Origin of the sequence: Pseudonocardia xinjiangensis (genome assembly GCF_012911925.1) — a bacterium.
In the GTDB taxonomy this organism is placed as follows: Bacteria; Actinomycetota; Actinomycetes; order Mycobacteriales; family Pseudonocardiaceae; genus Pseudonocardia; species Pseudonocardia xinjiangensis.
This window is the reverse complement of record NZ_JAAXKY010000023.1, coordinates 39,460-64,205: the sequence shown is the minus strand read 5'-3', so window position 1 is coordinate 64,205 and position 24,746 is coordinate 39,460. Positions and strand designations below refer to the sequence as shown.

Genomic DNA, 24,746 nt, shown 5'->3' with positions numbered 1-24,746 from the left:
GCCCGGCCCCGCTGCACCCCCGTGATGAGCCAGGGCAGCCGCCCACGACGCCGAGGTACTGCCGTCGCACTCGGGATGCACGCCGAAGAGTGGCGCGGTGAACGTGAGAGCCACGTGCCGTCCGCCGGTCTCGCGGCCGGCTACCAGCGCAGCGGCGGACTCGGCACGGGTGGAGCCGACACCCACCCTCGCCTGGGTCGCGACACCACCACTCGAGCTGCCGCAGGTCGTCCAGCGCGCCCGGCCGAAGCCGCCGGCACCAGGTGCATGGCGGAGGGCGATCGGTCCGAGGACGCCGCGGCGCGGGCGCATGTCTGCGAGCCGGGGCGGGAGCCGCTCGGCCTCGCGACGCTCTCAGCCGACGGCAGCGGACGCGCTGCCGCACAACCGCGAGACCCCGTCGACCGGCGCCACCCGCGTCGTCACCACGCACGCACCTCGGCTGCCGCCCCGCCGGGCGGGCCGCCGTCCTCGTCCCCTGTCAGAAGCGTGCGCTGGAGGGCGCCGGCCCTGGCCAGCGCGCCGTAGACGTGGGCGACCGCCTGGGCCCGAGCGCGAGTGCCGTCGCCGGCCAGCACGGCGGCGTGGATCTCGCGGTGGCGCCGCAGGACCTCGACGCGGTCGGCGTCACCGGTGGTGGCGAGCCACAGCAGGGGTCCCACCTCGGCCTGCATGCCGATCACCGCTCGGATGAGCCGCGGGGACTGGGCGGCCGCCGCGAGCTCGACCTGGAATCGCGACACGGCCCGGCGCCGTCCAGCGGCATCGGTGGCCCGCTGCAGCTCGGACATGCTGTCGGTGATCAGGGCGAGGTCCGGCTCGCCGGCCCGGTGGGCGGCGAGCAGGGCGCTGGTGCCGCTGATCGCCGCGTAGTGATCGGCCAGGTCACGCAGCTCCGCCGGGCTCACCTCGCGCAGCCGCTCGCGGAGGAGCTCGGCCGCCCCGCCCCGGACGTCCCGCACGAAGCTCCCGCCGTTGCGGCCTCGTCGGGTGACCACCAGACCCTGCTCGCGCAGCGTGGTGAGCGCCTCTCGAATGGTCACCGGGGAGACGCCGAAGGATTCGGCGAGGTCGCTCTCGCTGGGCAGGTGCTCGTCGGCGACGAGCAGACCCAGCCGGATACCCTCCGACAGCCGTCGCACGACCGCGTCGGCACGCTTACTCACCTCGAGGGGGGCGAAGACCCCGGCTTTACCTCCCGCAGTCGGCGTGGGTCTGTCCCTGCGCACCTGACCGTTCCCCTCTGTACGCCCAGGGGTCAGACTGCCACGGCATTTGACTAAAAACATATAAACTCATAAGTTATCCTCGAATATCACTCGGAGGGGTGCGTGCCGTCAGTTGCTCGAACCGTCCCAGTCACGCCGCCGCAGCACGCCGGCGAGGTTCCGGCGATCTCCCTGCGCGGCGTGCGCAAGGAGTTCCCCGGTGGTGTGGTCGCCGTCCATGACCTGGACCTCGACATCGCCGAGGGCGAGTTCGTCACCCTCCTAGGCCCGTCCGGCTCGGGGAAGACCACGGTGCTGCGCCTCATCGCAGGCTTCGAGCAGCCCACTGCCGGCACCGTGCTGCTCCGCGACCGTGACGTCACCACCGCGCCGCCGTTCGACCGCGACGTGCACACCGTGTTCCAGGACTACGCGCTGTTCCCGCACCTGTCGGTGCTGCGCAACGTCGAGTACCCGCTGAGGATCGCGAAGGTCCCGCGCACCGAACGCCGGGAGCGCGCACTCGCCGCGCTGGCCACGGTGCGCCTGGAAGGACTGGCCGACCGGAGCACCACGGCCCTGTCGGGCGGCCAGCGGCAGCGCGTCGCGCTCGCCCGCGCGCTCGTGAACCGGCCGGCGGTCCTCCTGCTCGACGAGCCGCTCGGCGCGCTCGACCTCAAGCTGCGCGAGCAGATGCAGATCGAGCTCAAGGAGATCCAGCGGAGCTCGGGCATCACCTTCGTGTTCGTCACCCACGACCAGGACGAGGCACTGACACTGGCCGACCGGACCGTGGTGTTCTCCGAGGGCCGGGTGGAGCAGGCCGGGTCCCCCCAGGAGGTCTACGAGCGGCCCGCGTCGGCCTTCGTCGCCGGGTTCGTCGGCACGTCGAACGTGCTGGCCGGGGAGACCGCGGGCACCGTCCTCGGCCGCGAGGGCAGCTGGAGCATCCGGCCGGAGAAGATCACCGTCACCGCGGTCGACCGGGAAGCCGCCGCGGGTTGGTCGAGCACGGTCGGTGTGGTCGAGGAGCTCGTCTACACCGGCGCCACCACGCGCTGCGTCGTCGCCCTCGAGGCGGGCGGAGTGCTCTCCGCGCTGCTGCTCAACGGAAGTGGCGACGGTGCGCCGCCGCTCGGCCGTGGGCAGACCGTTCGGCTCTCGTGGCAGCCCGAACACGAGATCCCCCTCATGTGAGCCACCTCGGGGGGCGCCTGCCCGCCGGGGGATCAAGAGTCGCGCCGTCGCCCGACCGCGCTGCGAGAGAACGGGAGAGAGAGATCCATATGAGATGTCAGACAGCGGTGCGTTCCGTTGCGCTGGTCGGAGCCATCGGGCTGGCACTCGCCGCGTGCGGCGGCAGTGACGACACGGCTCCGGTTCTGGACGACTCCCCGCCGGAGGCCACCGCCTACGCCGGTCCCGTCGGTCAGGGCGAGGGCGCGCTGAGCGTGCTGGCCTGGCCGGGCTACGCCGAGGACGGGTCCACCGACCCGGCCGTCGACTGGGTCACCCCGTTCGAGCAGGCCACCGGCTGCCAGGTGACGGTCAGGGCGTTCGCCACCTCGGCCGAGGCCGTCCAGCTGTTCTCCACCGGCGAGTACGACGTGGTCTCGGCGTCCGGTGACGCCTCGCTGCGCCTCGTGTACGGCGACCGCGTGCAGCCGGTCAACACCGACCTCGTGCCCAACTACGCCGACATCCTCCCCGACCTGAAGAACAAGCCCTGGAACACGGTCGCCGGGAAGAGCTACGGCATCCCGCACGGCCGGGGTGCGAACCTGCTGCTCTACAACCTCGCCACCCACCCCACCCCGCCCACCTCGTGGGCGGACATGTGGGAGCCGGGTTCCTCGGCGGCGGGCAAGATCAGCCCGTACAACGACGCGATCTACATCGCCGACGCCGCGGTCTACCTCATGGCCAAGCGCCCGGAGCTGGGGATCACCAACCCGTACGCGCTCGACCAGACGCAGTTCGACGCCGCGATCGCGCTGCTGCGCCAGCAGAAGCCGATGGTCGCCGAGTACTGGGGTGACGTCGTCAAGCAGGGCCAGGGCCTCGCCTCCGGCACGTTGTCCGAGGCGCAGGGCTGGCAGCTCACCGCGAACCTGGCCAACACCGACGCCACCACGGTGGGCACCACCAAGCCCATCGAGGGTGCGACCGGATGGTCGGACACGTGGATGATCAAGAAGGACACCCCGCACATCAACTGCGCGTACCAGTGGCTCAACCACATCGTCTCCCCCGAGGCGAACGCACAGGTCGCGGAGTACTTCGGTGAGGCCCCGGCCAACACGAAGTCCTGCGCGCTGACCAAGAACCCCGACCACTGCACCCAGTACCACGCGCAGGAGACGGGCTTCTGGGACAACGTCTACTACTGGACGACCCCGATCGAGCAGTGCATCGACGGTCGCCGGGACGTGGAGTGCATCGGCTACGACGAGTGGGTCCGGGCCTGGACCGAGCTCCAGAACAGCTGATCAACGCATAGCACCACCCGGCGCCGGGTCCCTGATCCGGCGTCGGCGATCGACCACCGCGGCCGGGCGTGCCCCATCATCACGGGCACGCCCGGCCGCACCTCGCACCCGAGGAGGAACGACCCTGTCCAGCGTGACGAGCACCCCCGCGTCCCCCACCCTGACGCGGCGCCTACAGGCCGTGCTGCACCGCCGGCCGGGCCTACGGCTCACCGGCCTGCTCACGCCCGCGCTGGTCTGGCTCGGCCTCTTCTACATCGCGCCGCTGGCCCTCCTCCTGGCCACCGCGTTCTTCAGGACCAACAGCTTCACCGGGCGCATCGTCTACGACTTCTCCACCGACAACGTCGTCGACGTCCTCACCACCCCGGAGTACCTGCTCACGGCCGGCCGCACCGTGGGCGTGGCCGTGGGCGTCACGCTGCTCTGCGCTCTGCTCGCGCTGCCGCTGGCGACCTACATGGCCCTCGTGGCCGGCCCGCGTTCGCGGCCGGTGCTGCTGGCGCTCGTGCTCACCCCGCTGTGGGCGTCCTACCTGGTCAAGGTCTACGCGTGGCGCGTGCTGCTGGTGCCGGAAGGCGGTCTGCTGGGCGCCGCGAGCCCGGGCTACGGCTGGACGGCCGTCGTGCTGACACTCACCTACCTCTGGCTGCCGTACATGGTGCTGCCGGTGTACGCGGGGATCAGCTCGATGCGCGGTTCGTTCCTGGAGGCCACCGCCGATCTCGGCGCCCGCCCGTGGACGTCGTTCCGCACGGTGGTGCTGCCCATGCTCGCCCCGGCCATCGCCGCAGGCTCGGTGTTCACGTTCTCCCTGTCGCTCGGCGACTACATCACCGTGCAGCTGGTCGGAGGCACCCACCAGATGCTGGGCAACCTGGTCTACTCCACGTTCTCGGTCGACCTGCCGTTCGCCGCGGCCGTGGCCGTGCTGCCGCTGCTGGTGATGGCGGCCTACCTGCTGACGATCCGGCGCACCGGCGCCCTGTCCCGGCTCTAGGAGTGCAGCACCCGTGATCCTCTCCACCACGGCCCGCTGGCTGCTGCGCACCGCCGCCATCGCCGTACTGACCTTCATCTACGCGCCGCTGCTGCTGGTGCTGCTCAACTCGTTCTCCACGAGCGCCACGTTCGCGTGGCCCCCGCCCGGCCTCACGCTGCGCTGGTGGCAGGTCGCCGCCACCAACGACGGCGTGCGGGCCGCCCTGGTCACGTCGGTGGAGGTGGCGCTGCTGGCCACCGCCATCGCCGTGGTCCTCGGCACCCTCGCCTCGATGGCGCTCACCCGCTACGAGTTCTTCGGCCGCGAGGGGGTGTCGCTGCTCATCCTGCTGCCGATCGCCATGCCCGGCATCGTCACGGGCATCGCGCTCAACACGCTGTTCACCCAGGCGCTGGGCGGGCTCACGTTCCTCACCCTCGTGGTAGGTCACGCCACGTTCTGCATCGTGATCGTGGTGAACAATGTGTCCGCGCGGCTGCGCCGGATGTCGGGCACGGTGGAGGAGGCCTCGATGGACCTCGGCGCCACCCCGTGGACCACCTGGCGGCTCGTCACCTTCCCGGCGCTGCGCGGCGCTCTGCTGGCCGGTGGGCTGCTGGCGTTCGCGCTGTCCTTCGACGAGATCATCGTCACCACGTTCACCGCGGGGCCGGGCCTCCAGACCCTGCCGCTGTGGATCTTCCAGAACCTGTTCCGCCCCAACCAGTCGCCCGTGGTCAACGTCGCGGCCGCGGTCCTCGTCGTGATCTCGGTACTCCCGGTCTACCTGGCCAACCGACTGTCCGGTGACTCCGCCGGCGCAGTGACGAAGTAACGGCAGCTACCCCTGAAGTGAGAGGCCCCGTCATGCAGACGTTCCACAACATCGTCGACGGCAAGCCGGTGCCCGCGGCCGACGGTCGCACCCTCGACATCTCCGACCCCAAGACGGGCGAGGTGTACGCCACCTCCCCGCTCTCCGGGGCCGCCGACGTCGACGCGGCCTACCGGAGCGCGCGGCGCGCGTTCGACGAGGGCTGGCGTGACACCACGCCGGGCGACCGGATGAGTGCCCTGCTCAAGATGGCCGACGCGCTCGAGGCCCACGGCGACGAGCTCGTCGAGATCGAGGCGCGCGACACGGGCAAGCCCACCGGGCTGACGCTGTCGGAGGAGATCGGCCCCATGGCCGACCAGCTCCGGTTCTTCGCCGGGGCCGCGCGTCACCTCGAGGGCCGCGCCACCGGCGAGTACATGGCGGGCCACTCCTCGTCGATCCGGCGCGAGCCCCTCGGCGTGGTCGGCTCCATCACGCCGTGGAACTACCCGCTGATGATGGCGATCTGGAAGATCGGCCCGGCACTCGCGGCGGGCAACACCATGGTGCTCAAGCCGTCGGACACCACGCCGGCCGGCACTGTGCGCCTCGGTGAGCTCTTCGCCGAGGTGCTGCCGCCCGGTGTGCTCAACGTCGTGTGCGGCGACCGGTCCACCGGCGTCGCGATGAGCGAGAACCCGATCCCGGCGATGCTCGCCATCACCGGCAGCATCCCGGCCGGGAAGTCCGTCGCGGGCGCCGCGGCGTCCCGCGTCACCCGCGTGCACCTCGAGCTGGGCGGCAACGCGCCGGTCATCGTGTTCGACGACGCCGACGTGGCCGCGGCCGCCGCCGACATCGCCGTCGCCGGGTTCTTCAACGCCGGCCAGGACTGCACGGCCGCCACCCGCGTCATCGCCCACGCCGACGTGGCCGACGCGCTGGCCGAGGCACTGGCCGCCGAGGCGGGCGGTGTCCTGTTCTCGCGGGACGAGCAGCCCGGTGCCGAGGACCTCTTCATCCCGCCGCTGAACAACCCCGACCAGCTCTCGAAGGTGTCGGGGCTGCTCGAGCGGCTGCCGTCGCACGCGCGGGTGCTCACGGGCGGCACCCCGGCCGAGGGCCCGGGCTGGTTCTACCCGCCGACCGTGGTGAGCGGCGTGGTGCAGGACGACGAGATCGTGCAGACCGAGGTCTTCGGCCCGGTGATCACCGTGCAGACGTTCACTGACGAGGACGAGGCCGTGGCGTACGCCAACGGCACGCCCTACGGGCTCGCGTCGAGTGTCTGGACGAGCGACCACTCCCGGACGATCCGGCTCTCGCGCGCCCTGGACTTCGGTTGCGTCTGGGTCAACTGCCACATCCCGCTGGTCGCGGAGATGCCGCACGGGGGGTTCAAGGAGTCCGGATACGGCAAGGACCTCTCGGGCTACTCGCTGGAGGACTACACGCGGATCAAGCACGTCATGAGCAAGTACTGAGCAGCCACGACGGCGCAGCGACGGCCGGTCTCTGGTGCCGCCGCACTAGAGACCGGCCGTGCAGAGCAGCAGGTTCGGGGTGCCGTCGGCGCCACCGCCGGCGATGACGCCCGGCGTCGCGTTGGCGACGATCCACTGCTCCACGGTGCGGCTGGGGGCGTCGCCGTAGGTCTGCTTGAGCAGGGCCGCCACCCCGGCGGCGTGTGGCGCGGCCATCGAGGTGCCCGTGTACGACGCGCTGCCGCCGCCGGGGAAGGTCGAGACGATGCGCGTGCCCGGCGCGTAGAGGTCCACGCAGCCGCCGGTGGACGAGCCCGGGCCCCGGCGGTCGTCGATCGTCGAGTTCGCCACCACCAGCACGCCGCTCGACGCGCGAGGCGAGGCCTCGCAGTCGTTCCCGCCGGTGTTGCCCGCGGACGAGGTCACGAAGACACCCCTGTTCACCAGCTCCGTCACCGCCGCCGTCAGCACGTCCGACCGGGGGTAGCTCCACGACATCACCGCGACGGACGGGCCCCGCTGGTCCCTGGCCACGTAGTCGATCCCGGCGAGCAGCGACGACAGGGTGCCCGCACCGCCGCAGTCGAGCACCTTGACCGAGCGCAGGAACGCCTGCTTGGCCACCCCGTGGTCCCGGGAACCGGCGATCCCGGCCACCACGGTGCCGTGCCCGTCGCAGTCACCGCCCACGTTGTCGACCGTGTTCACCCCGTCGGTCGCCCGGCCGCCGAACTCGGGGTGGGTGGTGTCGATGCCGGTGTCGAGCACGTAGATGGTCACGCCCGCGCCCGTGGCCCGTGTGGTGTATCGGCCGTCGAGCGGGAGGGATCGCTGGTCGATGCGGTCGAGCCCCCAGTTCGGCGGGTCGGCCTGGCTGCCTTCGGTCAGGTCCCGGTAGGGGATGGCCCGCGGCTCGAGCGCGCTCACCCGCCGGTCCTCCTCGATGCCGATCACTCCGGGCAGCCTGCGCAACCGGTCGACCTGCACCGGGTCGAGGCGGGCGGCGAAACCGGCGAACGCACGATCGAAGGTGATGGTGGGCCGGACGGCGAGCTCCTTGGCGGCCGCCCCCGCATCGGCACTGCTGCGGGTGTGCACCACGTAGTCGATCGCCCGGGCCGGCACGGGATGGGCGGCCGCGCTGCCCGGGATCGCAACGGCGGCGAGGGGCTGGACGGCGGCCACCAAGACGGCGATCCACCAGGGGAGGCGTGTCACGTGGAGCGACGGTACGGGCCTGAAACGCATGATGACAGAGACACGATTGGGGCAGATGTGACAGTTGGGGCGCACGCAGGGAGACGTGCGAGCCCCACCGCGCTCACTGACCGGGCTGGAACGCTGCGCTGACCAGGCCCAGGACGTCCTGCTCACCGAGGCCCATGCTGCGCGCCAGCGCCACCAGCTCCGCGACCCGTTCCGAGACGGCGGCCTGACCGCGGGTGGCCGCGTCGGTGAGCACCGCGCCGCGGCCCCGGCGCAGGTCCACCAGGCCCTCGTCACGAAGCCGCTGGTAGCCACGGAGCACCGTATGCAGGTTGATCCCCAGCGACTCGGCGACCTCCCGGGCCGGTGGCAGCTTCTCCCCCGCCGCCACCTGACCCTCCGCGATCGCCCGCCGCACCGAGGCGGCCACCTGGTCGCCCAGCGGCACGGGGGACGTCGCATCGATGCGGATCAGCAACGGTCGTCGCCCGCCGTGGCGCGCCGCCGGTCCAGCTGGGTGTTCACCAGCGCCGCGGCCGTGGCCGCCCCCGGGACGGTGATGAGGATCCGATGCCCGTTCGACGTCCTCAGCCGCAGCACGTCCCCGCCGGCGGTCGCGCGGTAGCCGGATTGCGCGGGTGTGTGGAACACGCCGTAGACCGCCCGCGGCAGAGTGGAAGGGTCGAATGCGCCTGCTGTCGCCTCGACGACGTGCCGGAGCTCCACACCGACGAGCGCCTGCCGGAGCAGCGGCTGGACGACCTGGACCCTCTGCTCGTCGATGCGGACCCGAGCCCACGACTGCGCGGCCGCCACCACCGCCACGAACACATCGAACGCAACGACCAGGTAGTTGTACGCGGTGACGGCGGACCCGGCCGCCAGCACGGCCCAGAAGAGTGCCCAGACGAGCTTGCGCCGGGAGAACACCGAGCTGGTCCACAGGGCGCGCTCGCCGGCCGCGAGACGCAGGCGTGGCGCGGTGGACCCGGGACCTTCCATCGCGTCGGGCTGCTCCGGGGCGGGCCCCATCGCCCACCACCCTGCGACCGCGACGACGGCCAGCACGGGCAGGACGACCGGCGCGGACGTCCACCACAGATCGGGCCGGACCGGCGGCCCGGCGAGATCCAGGTGGCGCAGGACGAGCTGGACCTCGTAGCCCGCGATCAGGACCGACCCGGCCCAGGTGCTCGCGCCGATCCAGCGTTGGGCCGTCGGGATCCGGCGACGCGCGTACAGCCAGCCTGCGCCCCAGATCAGCGCGACCACCGACCAGCCGATCCCCAGCCCGACCACCCCGGCCCAGGACATCGAGTCGCCGAACCCGCCCGTCCCGTACGCCTGGCCGGGCAGCCGGTGGGCGAGCGCGGCGTACATCCCCACCGTCACCGCGCCGGCCACGACGGGCGGCACGAGCGTGACCACCGCGCGGCGCATGCTTCCGAGCTGATCGGTCATGATGACCCCTCCCCGCAACTTGTTTGCAAACAACTATAACAAGTAACGGATCACGGGACGAGCCGGTTCACCGCATCCGGAGATCAGTCGGCGGCGTGGATCGCGACCTCGGCGGCCTTGACCGCGAACCACAGCTCGGCACCCGGCTCGACGGCGAGATCCGCCACCGCCGCAGGGGTCACGTCGGCGGCGAGCCCGTCCACCCAGTGCGGGCCACCGGGCAGGGCCGCGGCGCGCAGGCGCACCATGTCGCCGCGCGGCTCGATCGCCGCCAGCCGCACCGGCACCACGTTGCGCGGGCTGCCGTGGGGTCGCTCCGCGAAGACGGCCACGGCCGATGGCGGGAACACGGCGACCACGGGCTCGCCGGGTGTGGGCAGGGCTGCGCCGTCGCCGGAGCGGCCCGTGACGACCACCCCGTCGGCCGTCCGCAACCCCTCGGGGCACGCCGTGCCCGGCACGAGGTCCAGCCCGGCGATCCGCGCGGTGAACGGGCTGCGCGGACGGGCGAGCACCTCGCGGGCGGGGCCCTGCTCCACGACCCGGCCGCCGGTCAGGACCACGACCCGATCGGCCAGCACGAGCGCGTCGAGCGCGGAGTGGGTGACCAGGACGGCGGTCTGCTTCGGCCGGTCGAAGCGCTCCCCGCGCAGCATCTGACGCAGCAGCGAACGCATCGCCGGGGTCGCGTCGACGTCGAGCGCTGCCAGCGGCTCGTCCAGCAGCAGCAGGTGGGGGTCGGGGGCCAGCGCGCGGGCCAGCGCGACGCGCTGTTGCTGGCCGCCGGACATCCTCGCCGGTCGCCGGTCGGCCAGCTCCGCCACGCCGACGGCGGCGAGCAGCTCGCGGGCCCGCTGCTCCGCCTCCCGGCGCGGCACGCCGTGGGCCCGCGGACCGAAGGCGACGTTCCCGACGGCCGAGAGATGCGGGAAGAGCAGAGCCTGCTGCGCCAGCAGCCCCACCCCGCGCCGGTGGGGCGGCACGAGGACGCGCGCGGCGGCGTCGGTGACCAGTTCGTCGCCGACCCGGACGTGGCCCTCGTCCGGGCGCAGGAGCCCGGCGAGCACGCCGAGCAGAGTCGACTTGCCCGAGCCGTTCGGCCCGAGCACGGCCAGTACCTCACCCGGGTCGGCCGCGAGCGTCACGTCGAGGGTGAACGCGGGGCGCCGCACCACCACCCGCGCGTCGAGCCCGGTCACCGGCGCCCGCTCACAGCCGGCCGTCGGCAGTGGTCCGCGGGGCTGCCACGGCGATCACCGCGACGGCCACCACGACCAGCAGCAGCGAGAGCGCCACCGCAGCTTCCACGTCGGTCTCCCGCAGCTGGTAGACCAGCAGCGGCAGCGTCTGCGTGGTGCCCTGGAGGCTGCCGGCGAACGCGACCGTCGCCCCGAACTCACCCAGGCACCGGGCGAACGCCAGCACCGCGCCCGAGGCGAGACCGGGCAGCACCAGCGGCACCGTCACCCGGCGGAAGGCCAGCGCGGGCGACGCACCGAGGGTCGCCGCCACCGCCTCGTACCGCCGCCCGGCGGTGCGCAGCGCCCCCTCCAGGCTGACCACGAGGAACGGCAGCGCGACGAACGTCTGTGCCAGCACCACCGCGGCCGTGGTGAACGGGATCGTCACGCCGAACGCCACGTCCAGCCCGCGCCCCACGAGCCCGGTGCGCCCGAGGAGGTACAGCAGCGCCAGGCCGCCCACGACGGGGGGCAGCACCAGCGGCAGCAGCACCACCGAGCGCAGCAGCCGCAGGCCGCGCAGCCTGCCACGGGCCAGCACCACCGCGAGCGGGCCACCGAACACGATGCACAGCACCGTCGAGATGGACGCCGTGAGCAGCGAGAGCCGCAACGCGTCGAGAGCCGCGGCACTGACCAGCTGCTCCGGCAGCCTCGGCCAGTCGGCCTTGAGCGCGAGCCCGAGCACGGGCAGCGCGATGAGCGCGAAGGCCAGCCCGGCAGGCACCCACAGCAGGCGGGGCACCCCGACGCCGGTCTCGTGGTCGTCGGGGCGACGCCTGGCCGGCGCTTCGCCGGGCGTTGTGCTCACGGCGTCCCGAAGCCTGCCGCCTGCAGCACCTTCTGGCCCTGCTCACCGGTCACCGCGCTCACGAACGACCGGGCGAGCTCGGCCTGCGGCGCGTTCCTGATCACGGCGATCGGGTAGGCGGTGGTGGCCTTCGCAGCCTCCGGGAAGGTCACACCCTCGACGGCGGACCCGGCGGACGCGACGTCGGTGACGTAGACGAGGCCGGCGTCGGCGTTGCCGGTGGTGACCTTGCCGAGGACGTTCTTGACGTCGGTCTCCTCACTGACCGGCTTGATGTCCACGCCGGTCGCGGTCTCCACCTTCCGGGCGGCGGCGCCACAGGGCACCTGAGGGGCGCAGACAACGACCTTGAGGTCGGGCTTCGCGAGGTCGGCGAACGACGTGATGCCCTTCGGGTTCCCCGCCGCGGTGGCGATCACCAGCACGTTGGTGGCGAAGACCGCGGGCGCTCCGTCGGCGAGCCCGGCGTCGGTGACCGTCGTCATCGTGGCGTCACTCGCCGAGGCGAACACGTCGGCAGGCGCCCCGTTGACGATCTGCTGCGCCAGGTCGGACGAGCCGCCGTAGCTCGGTACGACGTCCACCCCGGGGTTGTCGGTCTCGAACTGCTTCTCGATCTCGCCGAACGACTCGGTCAGCGACGCCGCGGCGAAGACGGTGAGGGTGCGCTGCTCCGGGGTGCCGGGCGCCCTGGCGTCCGTACCGCTCGGCGTGCCTCCGCACCCGGCCAGCAGCACCAGTCCCGCTGCCGCCGCGGCGACCGGCAGCCGCGTTCTCATGAGCTCCCTCCGGGAGTCTCGATGACGACGGTCGTCGACTTGATCACGGCCACGGCCAGGGCCCCCGGCTCGAGGCCCAGCTCCCGCACCGCCTCCGTGGACATCAGGGACACGACCCGGTGCGGCCCGCACTGCATCTCCACCTGGGCCATCACCCGGTCCGTGACCACCGCCGTCACCAGCCCGACGAACCGGTTGCGCGCCGAGCTCTGCACACCCGACGGGTCGGGCGGGGTGTGCGCGTGGTCGCGGGCGAACGCGGCGAGCGCCGCCCCGTCGATCACCTTGCGGTTGGACGCGTCCGGCTGGACGGGGAGGGTCCCTGCATCGACCCAGCGACGAACCGTGTCGTCACTGACCCCCAGCAGACGGGCAGCGTCGGAGATCCTGAACTGCGGCACGCGGCCGATCCTAGAGCCGCGAATGCGACATTGCCCACCGCGGGGTGATGCTGTGGTTGGCTCCAGGCCGTGGACTTCGAACCCAGCGCCGTCGCTGCCGACCTCACGAAGCGCATGCGCGCGTTCCTCGACGAGAAGGTGCTGCCGGCCGAGGCGGGGTACGAGGCGTTCCGCGCCGAGCGCCGTGGCACCCCGCAGGAGTGGGACCTGCCGCCCGTGGTCGAGGAGCTGAAGGCTGAGGCCCGCGCCCGCGGGCTGTGGAACCTCTTCCTGCCGAGCGTCTCCGGCCTGTCCAACGTCGACTACGCCGCGGTGGCCGAGGTCTCCGGCTGGTCACCGGTGATCGCGCCCGAGGCGATCAACTGCCAGGCCCCCGACACCGGCAACATGGAGACCCTGCACCTGTTCGGCACGCCGGAGCAGCAGGAGCAGTGGCTCGCTCCGCTGCTGGAGGGCGAGATCCGCTCGGCGTTCGCGATGACCGAGCCCGACGTCGCCTCCTCGGACGCGAGGAACGTGCAGACCAGCATCCGGCGCGACGGCGACGAGTACGTGATCTCCGGCCGGAAGTGGTGGATCTCCGGGTCCGCCGACGAGCGCTGCCGGATCTTCATCGTGATGGGCAAGACCGACCCGGACGCCGCCGCCCACCGGCAGCAGTCGATGGTGCTGGTGCCCCGCGACACCCCGGGCCTGGAGATCGTCCGGCACCTGCCGACGTTCGGCTACCAGGACCAGCACGGCCACTCCGAACTGCTGCTCCGCGACGTGCGGGTGCCGGTCACGAACCTGCTCGGGGAGGAGGGCGGCGGCTTCGCGATCGCCCAGGCACGGCTGGGACCGGGCCGGATCCACCACTGCATGCGCCTGATCGGGATGGCCGAGCGCGCCATCGACCTCATGGTGCGCCGCGCCCGCTCCCGTGTCGCCTTCGGGCGGCCGCTGGCCGACCAGGGCGTCGTGCGTGAGCAGATCGCGCGGTCGCGGATCGAGGTGGAGCAGGCCCGACTGCTCGTGCTCAAGACCGCCTGGCTGATCGACAGGTACGGCTCCAAGGGCGCGGCCACCGAGATCGCCGCGATCAAGGTGGTGTGCCCGCAGATCGCGTGCGACGTGATCGACCGCGCGATCCAGATCCACGGCGGGGCCGGGATGAGCGACGATCTCCCGCTCGCCTACTTCTACACGTGGGCACGGGCACTACGGCTCGCCGACGGCCCCGACGAGGTGCACATGCGCACCGTCGCCCGCCAGGAGCTCGGACGGCACGACTGACCCCGGCGGGAGCACCGGACGAGGCTCACCTTTCAGGCAGTGACCGGGCCTGCGGCACCAGCAGGTACGGCGCTGATCGCTGATCCGTTCCGCAACTGCGGATTCCCGCAAAAGCCCAGATCACGGCCCCGTTTCCGCCCGTCTGGGACGGTTACGCTTGCGGTGTGACGGCATCCGAGCTAGGCCTCCCCGCAGTGCGGCGGCCCGTCTCCCGAGACCCGGCCCGCCCTGCCGACCCGCGCCTCGTCGACACGTTCGGCAGAGTCGCCACCGACCTGCGGATCTCGCTGACCGACCGCTGCAACCTCCGCTGCTCCTACTGCATGCCCGCAGAGGGCCTGGACTGGATGCCGCGCGACGAACAGCTCACCGACGACGAGCTGATGCGGCTGATCACCATCGCGGTGCGCGACCTCGGCGTCGAGGAGCTGCGGTTCACCGGCGGCGAGCCGCTGCTGCGCCGGGGGCTCGAGGGCCTCATCGCGGCATCGGCTGCGCTGGAACCGCGCCCGGACATCTCGCTCACCACCAACGGCATCGGCCTGGCGCGCCGGGCGGAGTCGCTGGCTGCGGCCGGGGTCAACCGGTTGAACGTCTCGATGGACACGCTGCAGCAGGAGCGGTTCGCCACGATCACGCGGCGCGACCGGCTCTCCGACGTCCTCGACGGCCTCGCCGCCGCCCGCGCGGCCGGCCTCGGCCCCGTCAAGATCAACACGGTGCTGCTGCGCGGCATGAACGACGACGAGGCGGTCCCGCTCCTGCGCTTCGCCGTCGACCACGGCTACGAGCTCCGGTTCATCGAGCAGATGCCGCTCGACGCCCAGCACGGCTGGACGCGCACGGAGATGGTCACGGCCGGCGAGATCATGGAGCGCCTCCGCGAGGGCTTCGAGCTCACCCCCGACCCCACCGAGCGCGGCGGTGCGCCCGCCGAGCGCTGGCTGGTGGACGGCGGACCGGCCGTGGTCGGCGTCATCGCCTCCGTCACGCGCCCGTTCTGCGGGGCCTGCGACCGCACCCGGCTCACCGCCGACGGCCAGATCCGGTCGTGCCTGTTCGCGCGCACCGAGACCGACCTGCGGGCGATGCTCCGCAGCGGCACCACGGACGCCGAGATCGCCGACGTCTGGCGCCAGGCCATGTGGGGCAAGCTCGCCGGACACGGCATCGACGACCCCGGCTTCCTGCAGCCGGACCGCCCCATGAGCGCGATCGGCGGGTGAGGAGGATGGCCGGGGTGTACGCCACCACCACGACGACCACGCGCGTCACCGTCCGCTACTTCGCCGCGGCCCGCGCGGCCGCCGGCACGGAGACCGAACCGCTGGAGCTGCCGGGCACGCCCACCGTCGACGACGTGGTCACCGCCCTCCGGGACCGGCACGGGGCGGAGCTCGCCCGGGTACTCGACCGCTGCAGCTTCCTGCTCGACGAGCTCGCTGTGCGCGACCGGTCCACACCGCTGTCCGACGGCGCCACGTTCGACGTCCTGCCCCCGTTCGCCGGGGGCTGAGCCCGCCGCGGTTGCCCACCGCGCACTGTCATGTTGATCACGTTTATCGGCCGTCACCTCGTCCCGAGATCCGCAGTTGAGCGGGTGATATCGGGGAGAGGCAGGCGTCGTCGTACATGGGTAGACACAGCAGGCAGAAGGTTCGCCCGTGGACGGGCGTCGGCCGGGTCGCGGTACTGACCGGAGCGGTGGGCGTGGGGGTGCTCGGACTCGCGTCCTCGCCCATGGCCGGCCTCGCCACGGCCGCCACCCCCGGCTCTCCCGCAGCCACCGAGGGGGCCACCCCGACCGGCGACGCGGCGGAGCTCGTGGACGGCACGCCCTGCACCGTCACGGCCGAGGCGTGCGTCGACCTGGCCCACAACCAGGCATGGCTCATCCAGGACGGCCACGTCGTGCGCGGGCCGGTGCAGATCACCCACGGCGCCCCGGGACAGGAGACCCCTCCCGGCACGTTCACGGTGCAGCGCAAGGACCAGGACCACCGCAGCGCGGAGTACAACAACGCCCCGATGCCGTACTCCGTGTTCTTCGCCCCCGGCGGGATCGCGTTCCACGAGGGCAGCTTGACGAAGCAGTCGGCCGGCTGCGTGCACCTGTCGCACGACGATGCGGTGGCGTGGTTCGACACCCTGCAGGTCGGCGACGAGGTGCAGATCCGCTGAGGCCCGTCGGGTCTGCGGCGGCTACCTCCTGATCACCACCTTGAGCGCGTTGTTCGCGCCCGCGTCCGCGAAGGTGTCGTAGGCCGACAGCATGTCGCCCAGCGCGAACTCGTGGGTGCCGAACAGCTCGCCGGCGATCTTCCCGGACTGCACGAGCTTCATGAGCATCGGCACGGTGGTGCCGTCGACCAGTCCGGTCGTGATCGTGATGTTCTTGATCCACAGATCCTCGAGGTGCAGCGTCGTGGGTGCGCCGTGCACACCCACGTTGGCGACCACGCCGCCGGGCCGGACCACGCGGGTACAGAGGTCGAAGGTCTCCGGGATGCCGACGGCCTCGATCGCGACGTCGGCGCCGAGCCCGTCGTCGGTGAGGGAGCCGATCAGCGCCTCGACGTCGGCGCCGCGCGAGTTGAGGACGTGGTCGGCACCGAACCGGGTCGCATGCTCCAGCCGGGAGTCGGCGACGTCCACGGCGACCACCGTGGCGGCGCCCGCGAGCTGCGCGGTCTGGATCGCAGCCAGGCCGACCGGCCCCGCTCCGACGACCACCACCACGTCTCCCGGCTTCACCCGGCCGTTGCGGACGCCCACCTCGTAGCCGGTGGGCAGGATGTCGGTGAGGAACAGCACCTGCTCGTCGGTCACGCCGTCGGGCACCTTGTGCACGCTCGTCTCGGCGAAGGGCACCCGCGCGTACTCGGCCTGCGTGCCGTCGATCAGGTGGCCGAAGATCCACCCGATGCCGCCGGTGGCCTGGCAGTGGCTCGGTGTCCCGCGCTTGCAGTAGGCGCAGCGCCCGCAGGACGTGATGGCGGGGACGATCACCCGGTCGTCGACCTTGAGGCCGGTCACCGCCGTGCCGACGGCCACGATCGTGCCGACCGCCTCGTGGCCGAGGATGCGGCCCTGCTCCACGGTGGGCACGTCACCCTTGAGGATGTGCAGGTCCGTCCCGCAGATCGTCGTCGTGTCGATCTGCACGACGACGTCGGTCGGGTCCACCGGCTTCGGATCGGCGACGGTGTCCCAGGACTTCTGACCCGGACCGTGGTAGACGAGCGCCTTCATCGGCTTCTCCTCGCGACGGAGCGCCGCCACGGCTGTGACGGACGGCGCTCACCGACGCTAGGCCGCTCGCGTCGGCTCATCGTCTCAATCTGACACTGCGCCGCCGACCGCCGGGACGGTGTGTGCGGCGAGCAGCGCGTGGGCGACCGCACGGGAGACCACGTCGGCCGCGGCGGCGTGCAGCGTGCCGAACGCGAGTGGCGCGGGGGCCGGCCGGGTGGCGACGGAGAGCCCGAAGACCACGGCATCGTCGGAGGCGGTCTCCGACGGGGCCAGCGCGCGGGTGAGCCCGTCGTGGCCCATCGTGGCGAGCCGCGCGCAGCCCGCTTTGTCGAGGGTGACGTCGGTGGCCACCACCGCAAGCGTCGTCGCCGGACCCGCCGCCGGTGGTGGTGGCTCGGGCTGATCGATGACAGGGTCCGCGAACTCGCCCGGCAGCCCGGCGCGCGCGCCGTGGAGCGTCCGCGACACCGGGTCGACGGCCGACCCGACGGAGTCGACGACGACGAGCGCGGCCACCACGGACCCGTCGTCGAGTATCGCGCTCGCGGTGCCCACACCGCCCGGCAGGCCGCCGGCGACCGCGCCCGTCCCCGCTCCGACGGATCCCTGGGCGACCGCCCCGTCGGCGGCGGCGTCGAACGCGGCGGCGCCGGTGGGGCCGTCCAACCGGGACCCGGGACCACCACCGCGGCCCAGGTCGGGCACGGTGGCGGCCGGCACGATCGGCACCACACCGCCGGGCACCGCGAACCCCGCCGCCGCCTCCTCCAGCCGTTGCATCACGCCGTCCACCGCGGCCAGCCCGTACGCGCCGCCACCGGTGAGCACGACGGCGTGCACCCGCTGCACGGTCCGGACCGGGTCGAGCAGATCGGTCTCGCGGGTGCCCTGTGGGGCGCCGCGGACGTCCACCCCGCCGACGGCCCCGTCCGGCGGGGCGACCACGACAGTGACGCCGCTGCGCGCTCCCGCCCCGGGTGCGGATGCGTGTCCGACCCGGAGGCCCGGCACGTCGGTCAGTGCGTTGTGCGGTCCGGTGCGCATGAGCGGTCATCCTGATCCCCGTGGCCGTTTCCCGCCAGCACGGGGCCCGCGGACCGGCGACAGTGGAACCATGAGTACCGCAGCACCGGAAGGCACCCGGGATCGGCTGGACGGCCTGGACTGGGCGGCGCTGCAGGAGCGCCTCGACGTCGACGGCGTCGCCACCACCCCGCCGCTGCTCTCACCCGGGCAGTGCGCCGAGGTGGTTGCGATGTTCGACGAGGACGAGCGGTTCCGCAGCACGGTCGTGATGGCCCGGCACGCGTTCGGCGAGGGCAGCTACCGCTACTTCGCCGACCCGCTCCCGCCGCTGGTCCAGACGCTGCGCGAGCAGCTCTACCCGCCGCTGGCCACCGTCGCCAACCGGTGGGCCGGGCTGCTCGGCGAGCGCACGTTCCCCACCACGCTCGACGACCTGCTGGCCGAGTGTGCGGCGCTGGGTCAGCACCGGCCCACCCCGCTGGTGCTGCGCTACGGCCCGGGCGGTTACAACTGCCTGCACCAGGACGTCTACGGCGACCTGACGTTCCCGCTGCAGTTCCTGGTGATGCTGAGCCGTCCCGACGAGGACTTCACCGGCGGCGAGAGCGTGTTCGTCGAGCAGCGCCCCCGCCAGCAGTCCCGCCCGGTGGTGCTGCGGCCCCGGCAGGGCGAGGCGGTGATCTTCCCGGTGCGCAACCGGCCGAAGCTCGGCTCGCGCGGCCACCACCGGGTGCAGATGCGCCACGGCGTGAGCGCCGTGCACAGCGGGAACCGGCACGTGCTGGGCATCATCTTCCACAACGCGCGTTGACGGCGGGCACACTGGAGGGCGTGTGGGAGTCGTCGTGTCCGCCGCGCTGATCCCCCGGGAGCGACGGGTGCTCGCCCCGGGCGCGGTGCACGTGCCCGACTGGCTCGACCTCGACCGGCAGCGCGAGCTGGTCCGCGCGTGCCGGGAGTGGGCGAGCGAGGGGCCGGGCATCCGCGCGGCGGTCATGCCGAACGGCGGCCAGATGTCGGTGCGCAGCGTCTGCCTCGGGTGGCACTGGTACCCCTACCGCTACTCCCGCACCCGCGACGACCAGGACGGCTCGCCCGTGACGCCGTTCCCCGAATGGCTCGGCGACCTCGGCCGCGACGCCGTCGCCGACGCGTACGGCGATCCCGACCGCGCCCGCGGCTACCGGCCCGACATCGCGTTGATCAACCACTACGACGACGGCGCGAGGATGGGGCTGCACCGCGACGGCGACGAGCAGTCACCCGAGCCCGTCGTCTCGTTGAGCATCGGCGCGCCGTGCCTGTTCCGCTTCGGCAACACCGAGAACCGCGGCCGCCCGTGGACCGACGTGGAGCTGCACTCCGGCGACCTGGTCGTCTTCGGCGACGAGAGCAGGCTGGCCTACCACGGCGTGCCGAAGCTGCTCCCCGCGTCCGACCTGCCCGACACCGGACTTGCCGCAGGACGGCTCAACATCACGCTCCGGGTCTCGGGGCTGGCCTGACGGTCACGCCAGCGCGTCGTGCACGGCCCGTTCCACCGGTGACACGGGGTGCTCGAGATCGAGCTCGCCCCTCGGCAGGAGGGGCGGCTGGGCCATGAACCGCGGCCTCGTGCCGCGGTGGGGCTGCGCGGAGTGCACGAGGAACGGGTGGCACAGGTAGACGTCACCCGCTGCCCCGGTGGCCACGACCTCCGGCCGGTGCTCGGTGGTCGGCACCACCTCGCGGGCGAACGCGAAGAACTCCGCACCGTCGTCGCCGTGCGGCGCGAGCAACCGGGCGGCGTCGAGGTGCGAACCGGTCCGCACCCGGGTGGGCGCGTCGTCGGGGCCGACGTCGGAGAACAGGAACAGCATCAGCAACGCGCGCCCGCGCGACCGGACGTTCAGCCGGTAGCCGCCTGCCGGGTCGGCGAAGCTCCCCTCCACGTGCCAGCCGTCGTCGCCGGGCGGGTCGGGGTGCGGGAACCGGACGGGGAAGGTGCCGAGGCCCCCCTGCGGAAGCCAGCGCGCGGTGCCCACCAGCTGGTCGAACGCGGCGTGCAGCAGCGGCGTGTTGGCGGCGGCGCGGAACGGCTCCTGGGTGAAGTGGTCGAGCCGGATCACCGGACGTGTCCACGTGGTGGCGTCCTCCGGATCGCAGCCCGTGGCCTTCCACAGCACGGCCCGGCCCGCATCGGCCAGCTCCCGCGGAAACGCGCCCTCGACGTGCACGAGGCCGTCGTGCACGAAGCGGTCGATCTGTTCGTCGGTCAGCCCACGCACGGCGTCACTGTGCAGGAGCGGGGCCGCCCCGGCCACCCGAATTCCGAGGCTCAGTCGTCATCGTCATCGTCATCGCCCTGGACCTCCACCGCACCGACCGGCCGGCCGCCCTGGCAGCTCAGCTGCACCGCGACCGTCGTGTCCTCGGACTCGAACTGCATCCGCGATCCCTCGCGCTCGTCGTCGAGGCGGAAGCCCTGGGCCGGACTGGCCGAGACGATCTCGACGGCGCTGCCCGTGCACCGGGCGACGATCGTGCCACCGGGACTCGTGACGACGTCGGCGACGGCGGCGGCGGCGGCCGAGTCGGACGGCGGGGACGGCGGGTCTGTCGGGGACGGCGGGGCAACCGGCGCCGAGGCCGGCACCGCCCGGGCGGCCGCGAGCGCCTGGTCCACCTGGGACGGCGTGAGCGCCTGCTGCCCGCGCCCGAGGATGCCGGTGCCGATCGCGCCGACCGCGCTCATCCCCACCAGCGTCGCGACGACCACGGCCGCCGTCCACGCGAGCGCGACCAGTGCTGTTCGCGTGCGCGGGGAGCTCATGCGATCAGCCTGCCGGGTCGTGGGTTAAGACGCTCCTAAGACCGCACTAGGAGTGAGCTGCCGGGGCGCCCGACCGTGGTGCGGTGATCGTCGGCTGTTCTACGGTTCAGCCGGTGGCCCAGGTACTTCTCATCGAGGACGATCCGGCGATTCGCGGCGCGCTGATCCGCGGCCTGACCGAGCGCGGGCACGCGGTCGACTCGGCCGCCGCCGCGCTGCCCGGTCTCGAGTCGGCCGTGACGAACCGGCCCGACCTGGTCGTGCTCGATCTCGGGCTGCCCGACCTCGACGGCACGACCGTGCTCCGGATGCTGCGTGGTGTGAGCGCGGTGCCGGTGATCGTGGCGACCGCACGCGACGACGAGTCCGAGATCGTGGCCGTACTCGACGCCGGCGCCGACGACTACCTGGTCAAGCCGTTCAGCGCCGCGCAGCTCGACGCCCGCATCCGAGCCGTGCTGCGCCGCACCGGGGACGCCGTGGCCGATCCGGCGGTCGTGGTGGGCGGGCTGCGGGTGGACCCGCGGGCGCGCGAGGCGAGCCTCGACGGCGTCGCGCTCGACCTCACGCCCCGCGAGTTCTCGCTCCTGCACTACCTCGCGGCCCGCTCCGGCCAGGTCGTCAGCAAACGTGAGCTGCTCACCGAGGTATGGCAGCTGCCCTACGGCGGCGCCGACAAGACCGTCGACGTCCACCTGTCCTGGCTGCGCCGCAAGCTCGGGGAGACCGCCCAGGAGCCGCGCTACCTGCACGCCGTGCGCGGCGTCGGCGTGCGGATCTCCGCACCGCAGGGCTGAGCGACATGCGCCGCCGCATCCTCACCCTCGTCGGGGCGACGACGTCGCTGGTACTGATCGCCTTCCTCGTGCCGCTCGCCCTGCTGCTGCGCACCGTCGCCGCCGACCGGGCGGTGCAGGCCGCCACCGTCGAGGCGCAGTCACTCAGCTCGCTCGTGGGCACGGCCGACCGCACCTCCCTCGCCCTCACCGTCCAGCAGCTCGACGCCCCGTCACCCGACGCCATCACCGTGTTCCTGGCCGACGGCACCGTCCTCGGCACCCCGGCCGAGCGGACCCCGTTGGTCGAGCTCGGAGCGCTCGGCACCAGCAGGTCCGCGGTGGTGGACGGGGGCCGGGAGATCGTCGTCGCGGTCCGCGACCAGGCGGGCGAAGCCGGGGTGATCCGCTCGTTCGTGCCCGACGCCGAGCTCAGCCGAGGCGTGCCGGGGGCGTGGCTGCTGCTCGGAGCGCTCGGGGTGGGTCTGCTGGGCCTCAGCCTCGCCGTCGCCGACCGGCTGGCCCGCTCCCTGGTCCGGTCCACCACCGACCTCGCCGCGGTCTCCCACCGCCTCGCCTGCGGCGACCTGGCCGCGCGCGCCGACCCCACCGCACCCGGCGAGCTCGGCGTGGTCGCCGAGGCACTGAACGGCCTTGCCGGCCGCATCGCGGAGCTGCTGCGGGAGGAGCGCGAGACCGTGGCCGACCTCGCCCACCGCGTCCGCACCCCGCTCACCGCGTTGCGCCTGGACGCCGAAGCCCTCCCGGGACAGCAGGACGCGGCCCGGATCGGCGCCGGGGTCGACGCGGTGCAGCGCGCGGTCACACAGGCGATCGAGCAGGCCAGGCGGCGCGGCAGCGGGCCAGGCGCGGGACGCATCGGCAGCGACGCCGCCGCCGTGGTGCGGGAGCGGGTGGCGTTCTGGGCGGTGCTGGCCGAGGACACCGATCGGGAGACGACGGTCGAGATCACCCCGGGCCCGCTGCCGGTGGCGCTGGGCGCGGCCGACCTCGGCGCCTGTGTCGACGCGCTGCTGGGCAACATCTTCGCCCACACCCCGGACGGCACGTCCTTCGCGGTACGGCTCGCGCCCCGTCCCGGAGGCGGCGCCGTCTTCGTGGTCTCCGACGCCGGACCGGGGCTCCCGGACGGGGCGACCGTACGGCGCGGCGCCAGCGGTGGCCGTTCCACGGGTCTCGGGCTCGACATCGCCCGCCGCAGTGCGGAGCAGGCAGGTGGCCGGCTCGTGCTGGGCCGCTCCGCCCGTGGCGGGCTGGAGGTCGTGCTCGAGCTCGGAGGACTTCAGGGCCCACCGGCCTAACGCGGTGTTAGGGCTGTGGCAGCGCGCCTCTAGGCCGGTGATCGACACCGTGATGTCGGCAAGCACCACGACCCTGAGGAGCAGAAATGTCCACGCCCCGCATCGTCATCGGTACGGCCGCCGCCGTCGCCACCCTGCTGATCGGTGGTACCGCGTTCGCTGTCGCGAGCACGGACTCCCCCACACCCGTGCGGACCGCCACCGCCGACTCCGGGATCGGCGGCCCGGCGATCCCGACGCCGACCCCGACCAGCCCCGCACCTGCTCAGCCCACCGTCCCGGGCGAGCTCTCCCGCACGGACGTCGACGACGACAGGTGGGACGACGACCGCTGGGACGACGACCGGCGGGACGACCTGTGGGACGACGACCGGCGCGACGACCACCGGGACGACGACATTCGGGACGACGACCGGCGGGACGACGACGGCCGGGACGACGACCGTTGGGACGACTGACCGGGAGGTGAACCGGCCGGCCACGGCCTGTGCTGCACGCTGACGAGGGCAGGCGACCTGGTCGCCTGCCCTCCGTCGGGAACGCGCTCAGCTGGAGCGGCTGCGCCGGATCAGGAAGATGATCAGCAGCAGCAGGAGGCCGCCGGCCACCGGGGCCACCCGCTTCAGCACCGGGGCACCCGCCGTGTCGAGCAGGTCGATCGCGTCGACCTCGCTGCGCAGGGACGGCGCAGGGGTCTTCGGCGCCGGGGTGGACTGCGCGGGAGTGGTGGGCGCGGTCGCCAGCACCGGGCCCGTGGCCGCCGTGGCGGTGGCCGTGGCAGGCGCCGCGGAGCCGTTGGTGCTGCCACCGCCGGCGGCTGCGGCCTCGGCACCGGCGGACGCCGGCGCGGACGACCCCTCGACCTCGGGCGCGAGCTTGCTGGCCACGCACGCCGAGAACTGACCGATGATCTTGTCGGCCACATCGGAGATGACGCCGCGTCCGAACTGCGCCGGGCGGCCGGTGATCGTCATGTCGGTAGCCATCGTGACCGCGGTCCGGGTGGGTCCGTCGGCCGTCATCGTGCCGGTGACGGTGGCCTTCGCCGTGCCGTTGCCGCGCGAGTCACGCCCGTTGGCCTCGATGACGACGACGTGGTTCTCGTCGTCGCGGCTGATGTAGGTGCCCTTGCCCTTGTAGGTCAGCGAGATGGGCCCGAGCTTCACCTTGACGGTGCCGGTGAACGAGTCGCCCTCGTACTCCTGGAGCGTGGCACCCGGGAAACATGGAGCCACCGTCTCGGGTGTGTTCAGCGCCTCCCACGCCTTCTCGATCGGCGCTTCGATCGTGAACTTGTTCTCCAACTGCATGAGTCGTCTCCTTCTCGGACCCCTGGCCGGCGAACCGCCGAGGGGCGTAAAGCCGTGGACGCCCGCTCCCGGGTGCTCGGAGCAGGCGTCC

At 72.9% G+C, this 24,746-nt stretch carries 27 protein-coding genes; 14 read left to right on the top strand and 13 right to left on the bottom strand.

The genetic code is table 11. From position 1 onward, the window contains the following. Positions 1-422: 422 nt before the first annotated feature. The gene (locus tag HF577_RS10070) at positions 423-1,166 is read right to left on the bottom strand and encodes a FadR/GntR family transcriptional regulator (RefSeq protein ID WP_169395494.1); all 744 of its coding nucleotides are present in this window, start codon (positions 1,164-1,166) and stop codon (positions 423-425) included. Positions 1,167-1,331: 165 nt separating this feature from the next. Here HF577_RS10070 and HF577_RS10065 point away from each other — a divergent pair, with 165 nt between their 5' ends. From HF577_RS10065 to HF577_RS10045, 5 genes are all read left to right on the top strand, one after another. Next, entirely contained in the window at positions 1,332-2,405 is a 1,074-nt protein-coding gene (locus HF577_RS10065; protein ID WP_169395493.1) for an ABC transporter ATP-binding protein, read from the top strand. Between the two features lie 107 nt (positions 2,406-2,512). Beyond that, complete coding sequence (locus HF577_RS10060) at positions 2,513-3,697, top strand: extracellular solute-binding protein (RefSeq protein ID WP_312859047.1); 1,185 nt, start codon at positions 2,513-2,515, stop codon at positions 3,695-3,697. 133 nt (positions 3,698-3,830) lie between these two features. After that, positions 3,831-4,697: an ABC transporter permease gene (locus HF577_RS10055; protein ID WP_312859046.1), complete on the top strand. Its 867-nt coding sequence runs from the start codon at positions 3,831-3,833 to the stop codon at positions 4,695-4,697. Between the two features lie 13 nt (positions 4,698-4,710). Further along, positions 4,711-5,514, top strand: coding sequence for an ABC transporter permease (locus tag HF577_RS10050; protein ID WP_169395491.1), 804 nt, complete (start codon positions 4,711-4,713; stop codon positions 5,512-5,514). Positions 5,515-5,546: 32 nt separating this feature from the next. Next, the gene (locus HF577_RS10045) at positions 5,547-6,980 is read left to right on the top strand and encodes an aminobutyraldehyde dehydrogenase (RefSeq protein ID WP_169395490.1); all 1,434 of its coding nucleotides are present in this window, start codon (positions 5,547-5,549) and stop codon (positions 6,978-6,980) included. 45 nt (positions 6,981-7,025) lie between these two features. Here HF577_RS10045 and HF577_RS10040 read toward each other — a convergent pair whose 3' ends face one another. The 7 genes from HF577_RS10040 to HF577_RS10010 all read right to left on the bottom strand — a co-directional run bounded on the left by HF577_RS10040 (position 7,026) and on the right by HF577_RS10010 (position 12,879). Next, positions 7,026-8,198: a S8 family peptidase gene (locus tag HF577_RS10040; protein WP_312859045.1), complete on the bottom strand. Its 1,173-nt coding sequence runs from the start codon at positions 8,196-8,198 to the stop codon at positions 7,026-7,028. A 103-nt stretch (positions 8,199-8,301) separates the two neighbouring features. Then, complete coding sequence (locus HF577_RS10035) at positions 8,302-8,664, bottom strand: GntR family transcriptional regulator (RefSeq protein ID WP_169395488.1); 363 nt, start codon at positions 8,662-8,664, stop codon at positions 8,302-8,304. Beyond that, positions 8,658-9,647, bottom strand: coding sequence for a hypothetical protein (locus HF577_RS10030; protein ID WP_169395487.1), 990 nt, complete (start codon positions 9,645-9,647; stop codon positions 8,658-8,660). The genes HF577_RS10035 and HF577_RS10030 overlap by 7 nt, the downstream gene beginning before the upstream one ends. Before the next feature lie 83 nt (positions 9,648-9,730). After that, positions 9,731-10,846 carry a sulfate/molybdate ABC transporter ATP-binding protein gene (locus tag HF577_RS10025; RefSeq protein WP_169395486.1) on the bottom strand — a complete coding sequence of 372 codons (1,116 nt, stop codon included), beginning with the start codon at positions 10,844-10,846 and terminating at the stop codon, positions 9,731-9,733. A gap of 10 nt (positions 10,847-10,856) precedes the next feature. Further along, positions 10,857-11,633: an ABC transporter permease gene (locus tag HF577_RS10020; protein WP_169395501.1), complete on the bottom strand. Its 777-nt coding sequence runs from the start codon at positions 11,631-11,633 to the stop codon at positions 10,857-10,859. Positions 11,634-11,695: 62 nt separating this feature from the next. Beyond that, positions 11,696-12,478: a molybdate ABC transporter substrate-binding protein gene (gene modA / locus HF577_RS10015; RefSeq protein WP_169395485.1), complete on the bottom strand. Its 783-nt coding sequence runs from the start codon at positions 12,476-12,478 to the stop codon at positions 11,696-11,698. Next, positions 12,475-12,879 (bottom strand): TOBE domain-containing protein, encoded by a 405-nt coding sequence (locus HF577_RS10010; protein ID WP_169395484.1) that lies wholly within the window; start codon positions 12,877-12,879, stop codon positions 12,475-12,477. Before HF577_RS10010 ends, modA begins: the two co-directional genes overlap by 4 nt. Before the next feature lie 69 nt (positions 12,880-12,948). On the opposite strand from HF577_RS10010, the gene HF577_RS10005 reads away from it, so the two are divergent. From HF577_RS10005 to HF577_RS09990, 4 genes are all read left to right on the top strand, one after another. Beyond that, positions 12,949-14,154 carry an acyl-CoA dehydrogenase family protein gene (locus tag HF577_RS10005; protein WP_169395483.1) on the top strand — a complete coding sequence of 402 codons (1,206 nt, stop codon included), beginning with the start codon at positions 12,949-12,951 and terminating at the stop codon, positions 14,152-14,154. A gap of 164 nt (positions 14,155-14,318) precedes the next feature. After that, positions 14,319-15,380, top strand: a complete 1,062-nt coding sequence (gene moaA, locus HF577_RS10000; protein WP_169395482.1) for a GTP 3',8-cyclase MoaA — start codon at positions 14,319-14,321, stop codon at positions 15,378-15,380. Between the two features lie 5 nt (positions 15,381-15,385). Then, positions 15,386-15,670: a MoaD/ThiS family protein gene (locus tag HF577_RS09995; RefSeq protein ID WP_169395481.1), complete on the top strand. Its 285-nt coding sequence runs from the start codon at positions 15,386-15,388 to the stop codon at positions 15,668-15,670. A gap of 116 nt (positions 15,671-15,786) precedes the next feature. Further along, a complete protein-coding gene (locus HF577_RS09990; protein WP_169395480.1) occupies positions 15,787-16,335 on the top strand; it encodes a L,D-transpeptidase in 549 nt (182 codons plus the stop codon). Positions 16,336-16,356: 21 nt separating this feature from the next. Here HF577_RS09990 and HF577_RS09985 read toward each other — a convergent pair whose 3' ends face one another. Both HF577_RS09985 and HF577_RS09980 read right to left on the bottom strand, forming a co-directional pair. Continuing rightward, positions 16,357-17,406, bottom strand: a complete 1,050-nt coding sequence (locus tag HF577_RS09985; RefSeq protein WP_169395479.1) for a zinc-binding dehydrogenase — start codon at positions 17,404-17,406, stop codon at positions 16,357-16,359. Between the two features lie 84 nt (positions 17,407-17,490). Beyond that, on the bottom strand, positions 17,491-18,453 hold the full coding sequence (locus tag HF577_RS09980; RefSeq protein WP_169395478.1) for a P1 family peptidase: 963 nt from the start codon (positions 18,451-18,453) through the stop codon (positions 17,491-17,493). Positions 18,454-18,523: 70 nt separating this feature from the next. Here HF577_RS09980 and HF577_RS09975 point away from each other — a divergent pair, with 70 nt between their 5' ends. Together HF577_RS09975 and HF577_RS09970 are read left to right on the top strand one after the other, a co-directional pair. After that, complete coding sequence (locus HF577_RS09975) at positions 18,524-19,246, top strand: 2OG-Fe(II) oxygenase (RefSeq protein ID WP_169395477.1); 723 nt, start codon at positions 18,524-18,526, stop codon at positions 19,244-19,246. 22 nt (positions 19,247-19,268) lie between these two features. Then, the gene (locus HF577_RS09970) at positions 19,269-19,940 is read left to right on the top strand and encodes an alpha-ketoglutarate-dependent dioxygenase AlkB family protein (protein ID WP_312859044.1); all 672 of its coding nucleotides are present in this window, start codon (positions 19,269-19,271) and stop codon (positions 19,938-19,940) included. A gap of 3 nt (positions 19,941-19,943) precedes the next feature. Here the strand turns inward: HF577_RS09970 and HF577_RS09965 are convergent, their stop codons facing one another. Together HF577_RS09965 and HF577_RS09960 are read right to left on the bottom strand one after the other, a co-directional pair. Then, entirely contained in the window at positions 19,944-20,702 is a 759-nt protein-coding gene (locus HF577_RS09965; RefSeq protein WP_312859043.1) for a phytanoyl-CoA dioxygenase family protein, read from the bottom strand. Positions 20,703-20,752: 50 nt separating this feature from the next. Beyond that, a complete protein-coding gene (locus HF577_RS09960; protein ID WP_169395476.1) occupies positions 20,753-21,247 on the bottom strand; it encodes a hypothetical protein in 495 nt (164 codons plus the stop codon). A gap of 113 nt (positions 21,248-21,360) precedes the next feature. On the opposite strand from HF577_RS09960, the gene HF577_RS09955 reads away from it, so the two are divergent. From HF577_RS09955 to HF577_RS37400, 3 genes are all read left to right on the top strand, one after another. Next, positions 21,361-22,044 carry a response regulator transcription factor gene (locus HF577_RS09955; RefSeq protein ID WP_169395475.1) on the top strand — a complete coding sequence of 228 codons (684 nt, stop codon included), beginning with the start codon at positions 21,361-21,363 and terminating at the stop codon, positions 22,042-22,044. A gap of 5 nt (positions 22,045-22,049) precedes the next feature. Beyond that, entirely contained in the window at positions 22,050-23,345 is a 1,296-nt protein-coding gene (locus HF577_RS09950; protein ID WP_169395474.1) for a sensor histidine kinase, read from the top strand. An 86-nt stretch (positions 23,346-23,431) separates the two neighbouring features. Then, entirely contained in the window at positions 23,432-23,803 is a 372-nt protein-coding gene (locus HF577_RS37400) for a hypothetical protein (protein WP_211174032.1), read from the top strand. An 87-nt stretch (positions 23,804-23,890) separates the two neighbouring features. Here the strand turns inward: HF577_RS37400 and HF577_RS09940 are convergent, their stop codons facing one another. Continuing rightward, positions 23,891-24,655: an SRPBCC family protein gene (locus tag HF577_RS09940; RefSeq protein WP_169395473.1), complete on the bottom strand. Its 765-nt coding sequence runs from the start codon at positions 24,653-24,655 to the stop codon at positions 23,891-23,893. Positions 24,656-24,746: the final 91 nt, after the last annotated feature.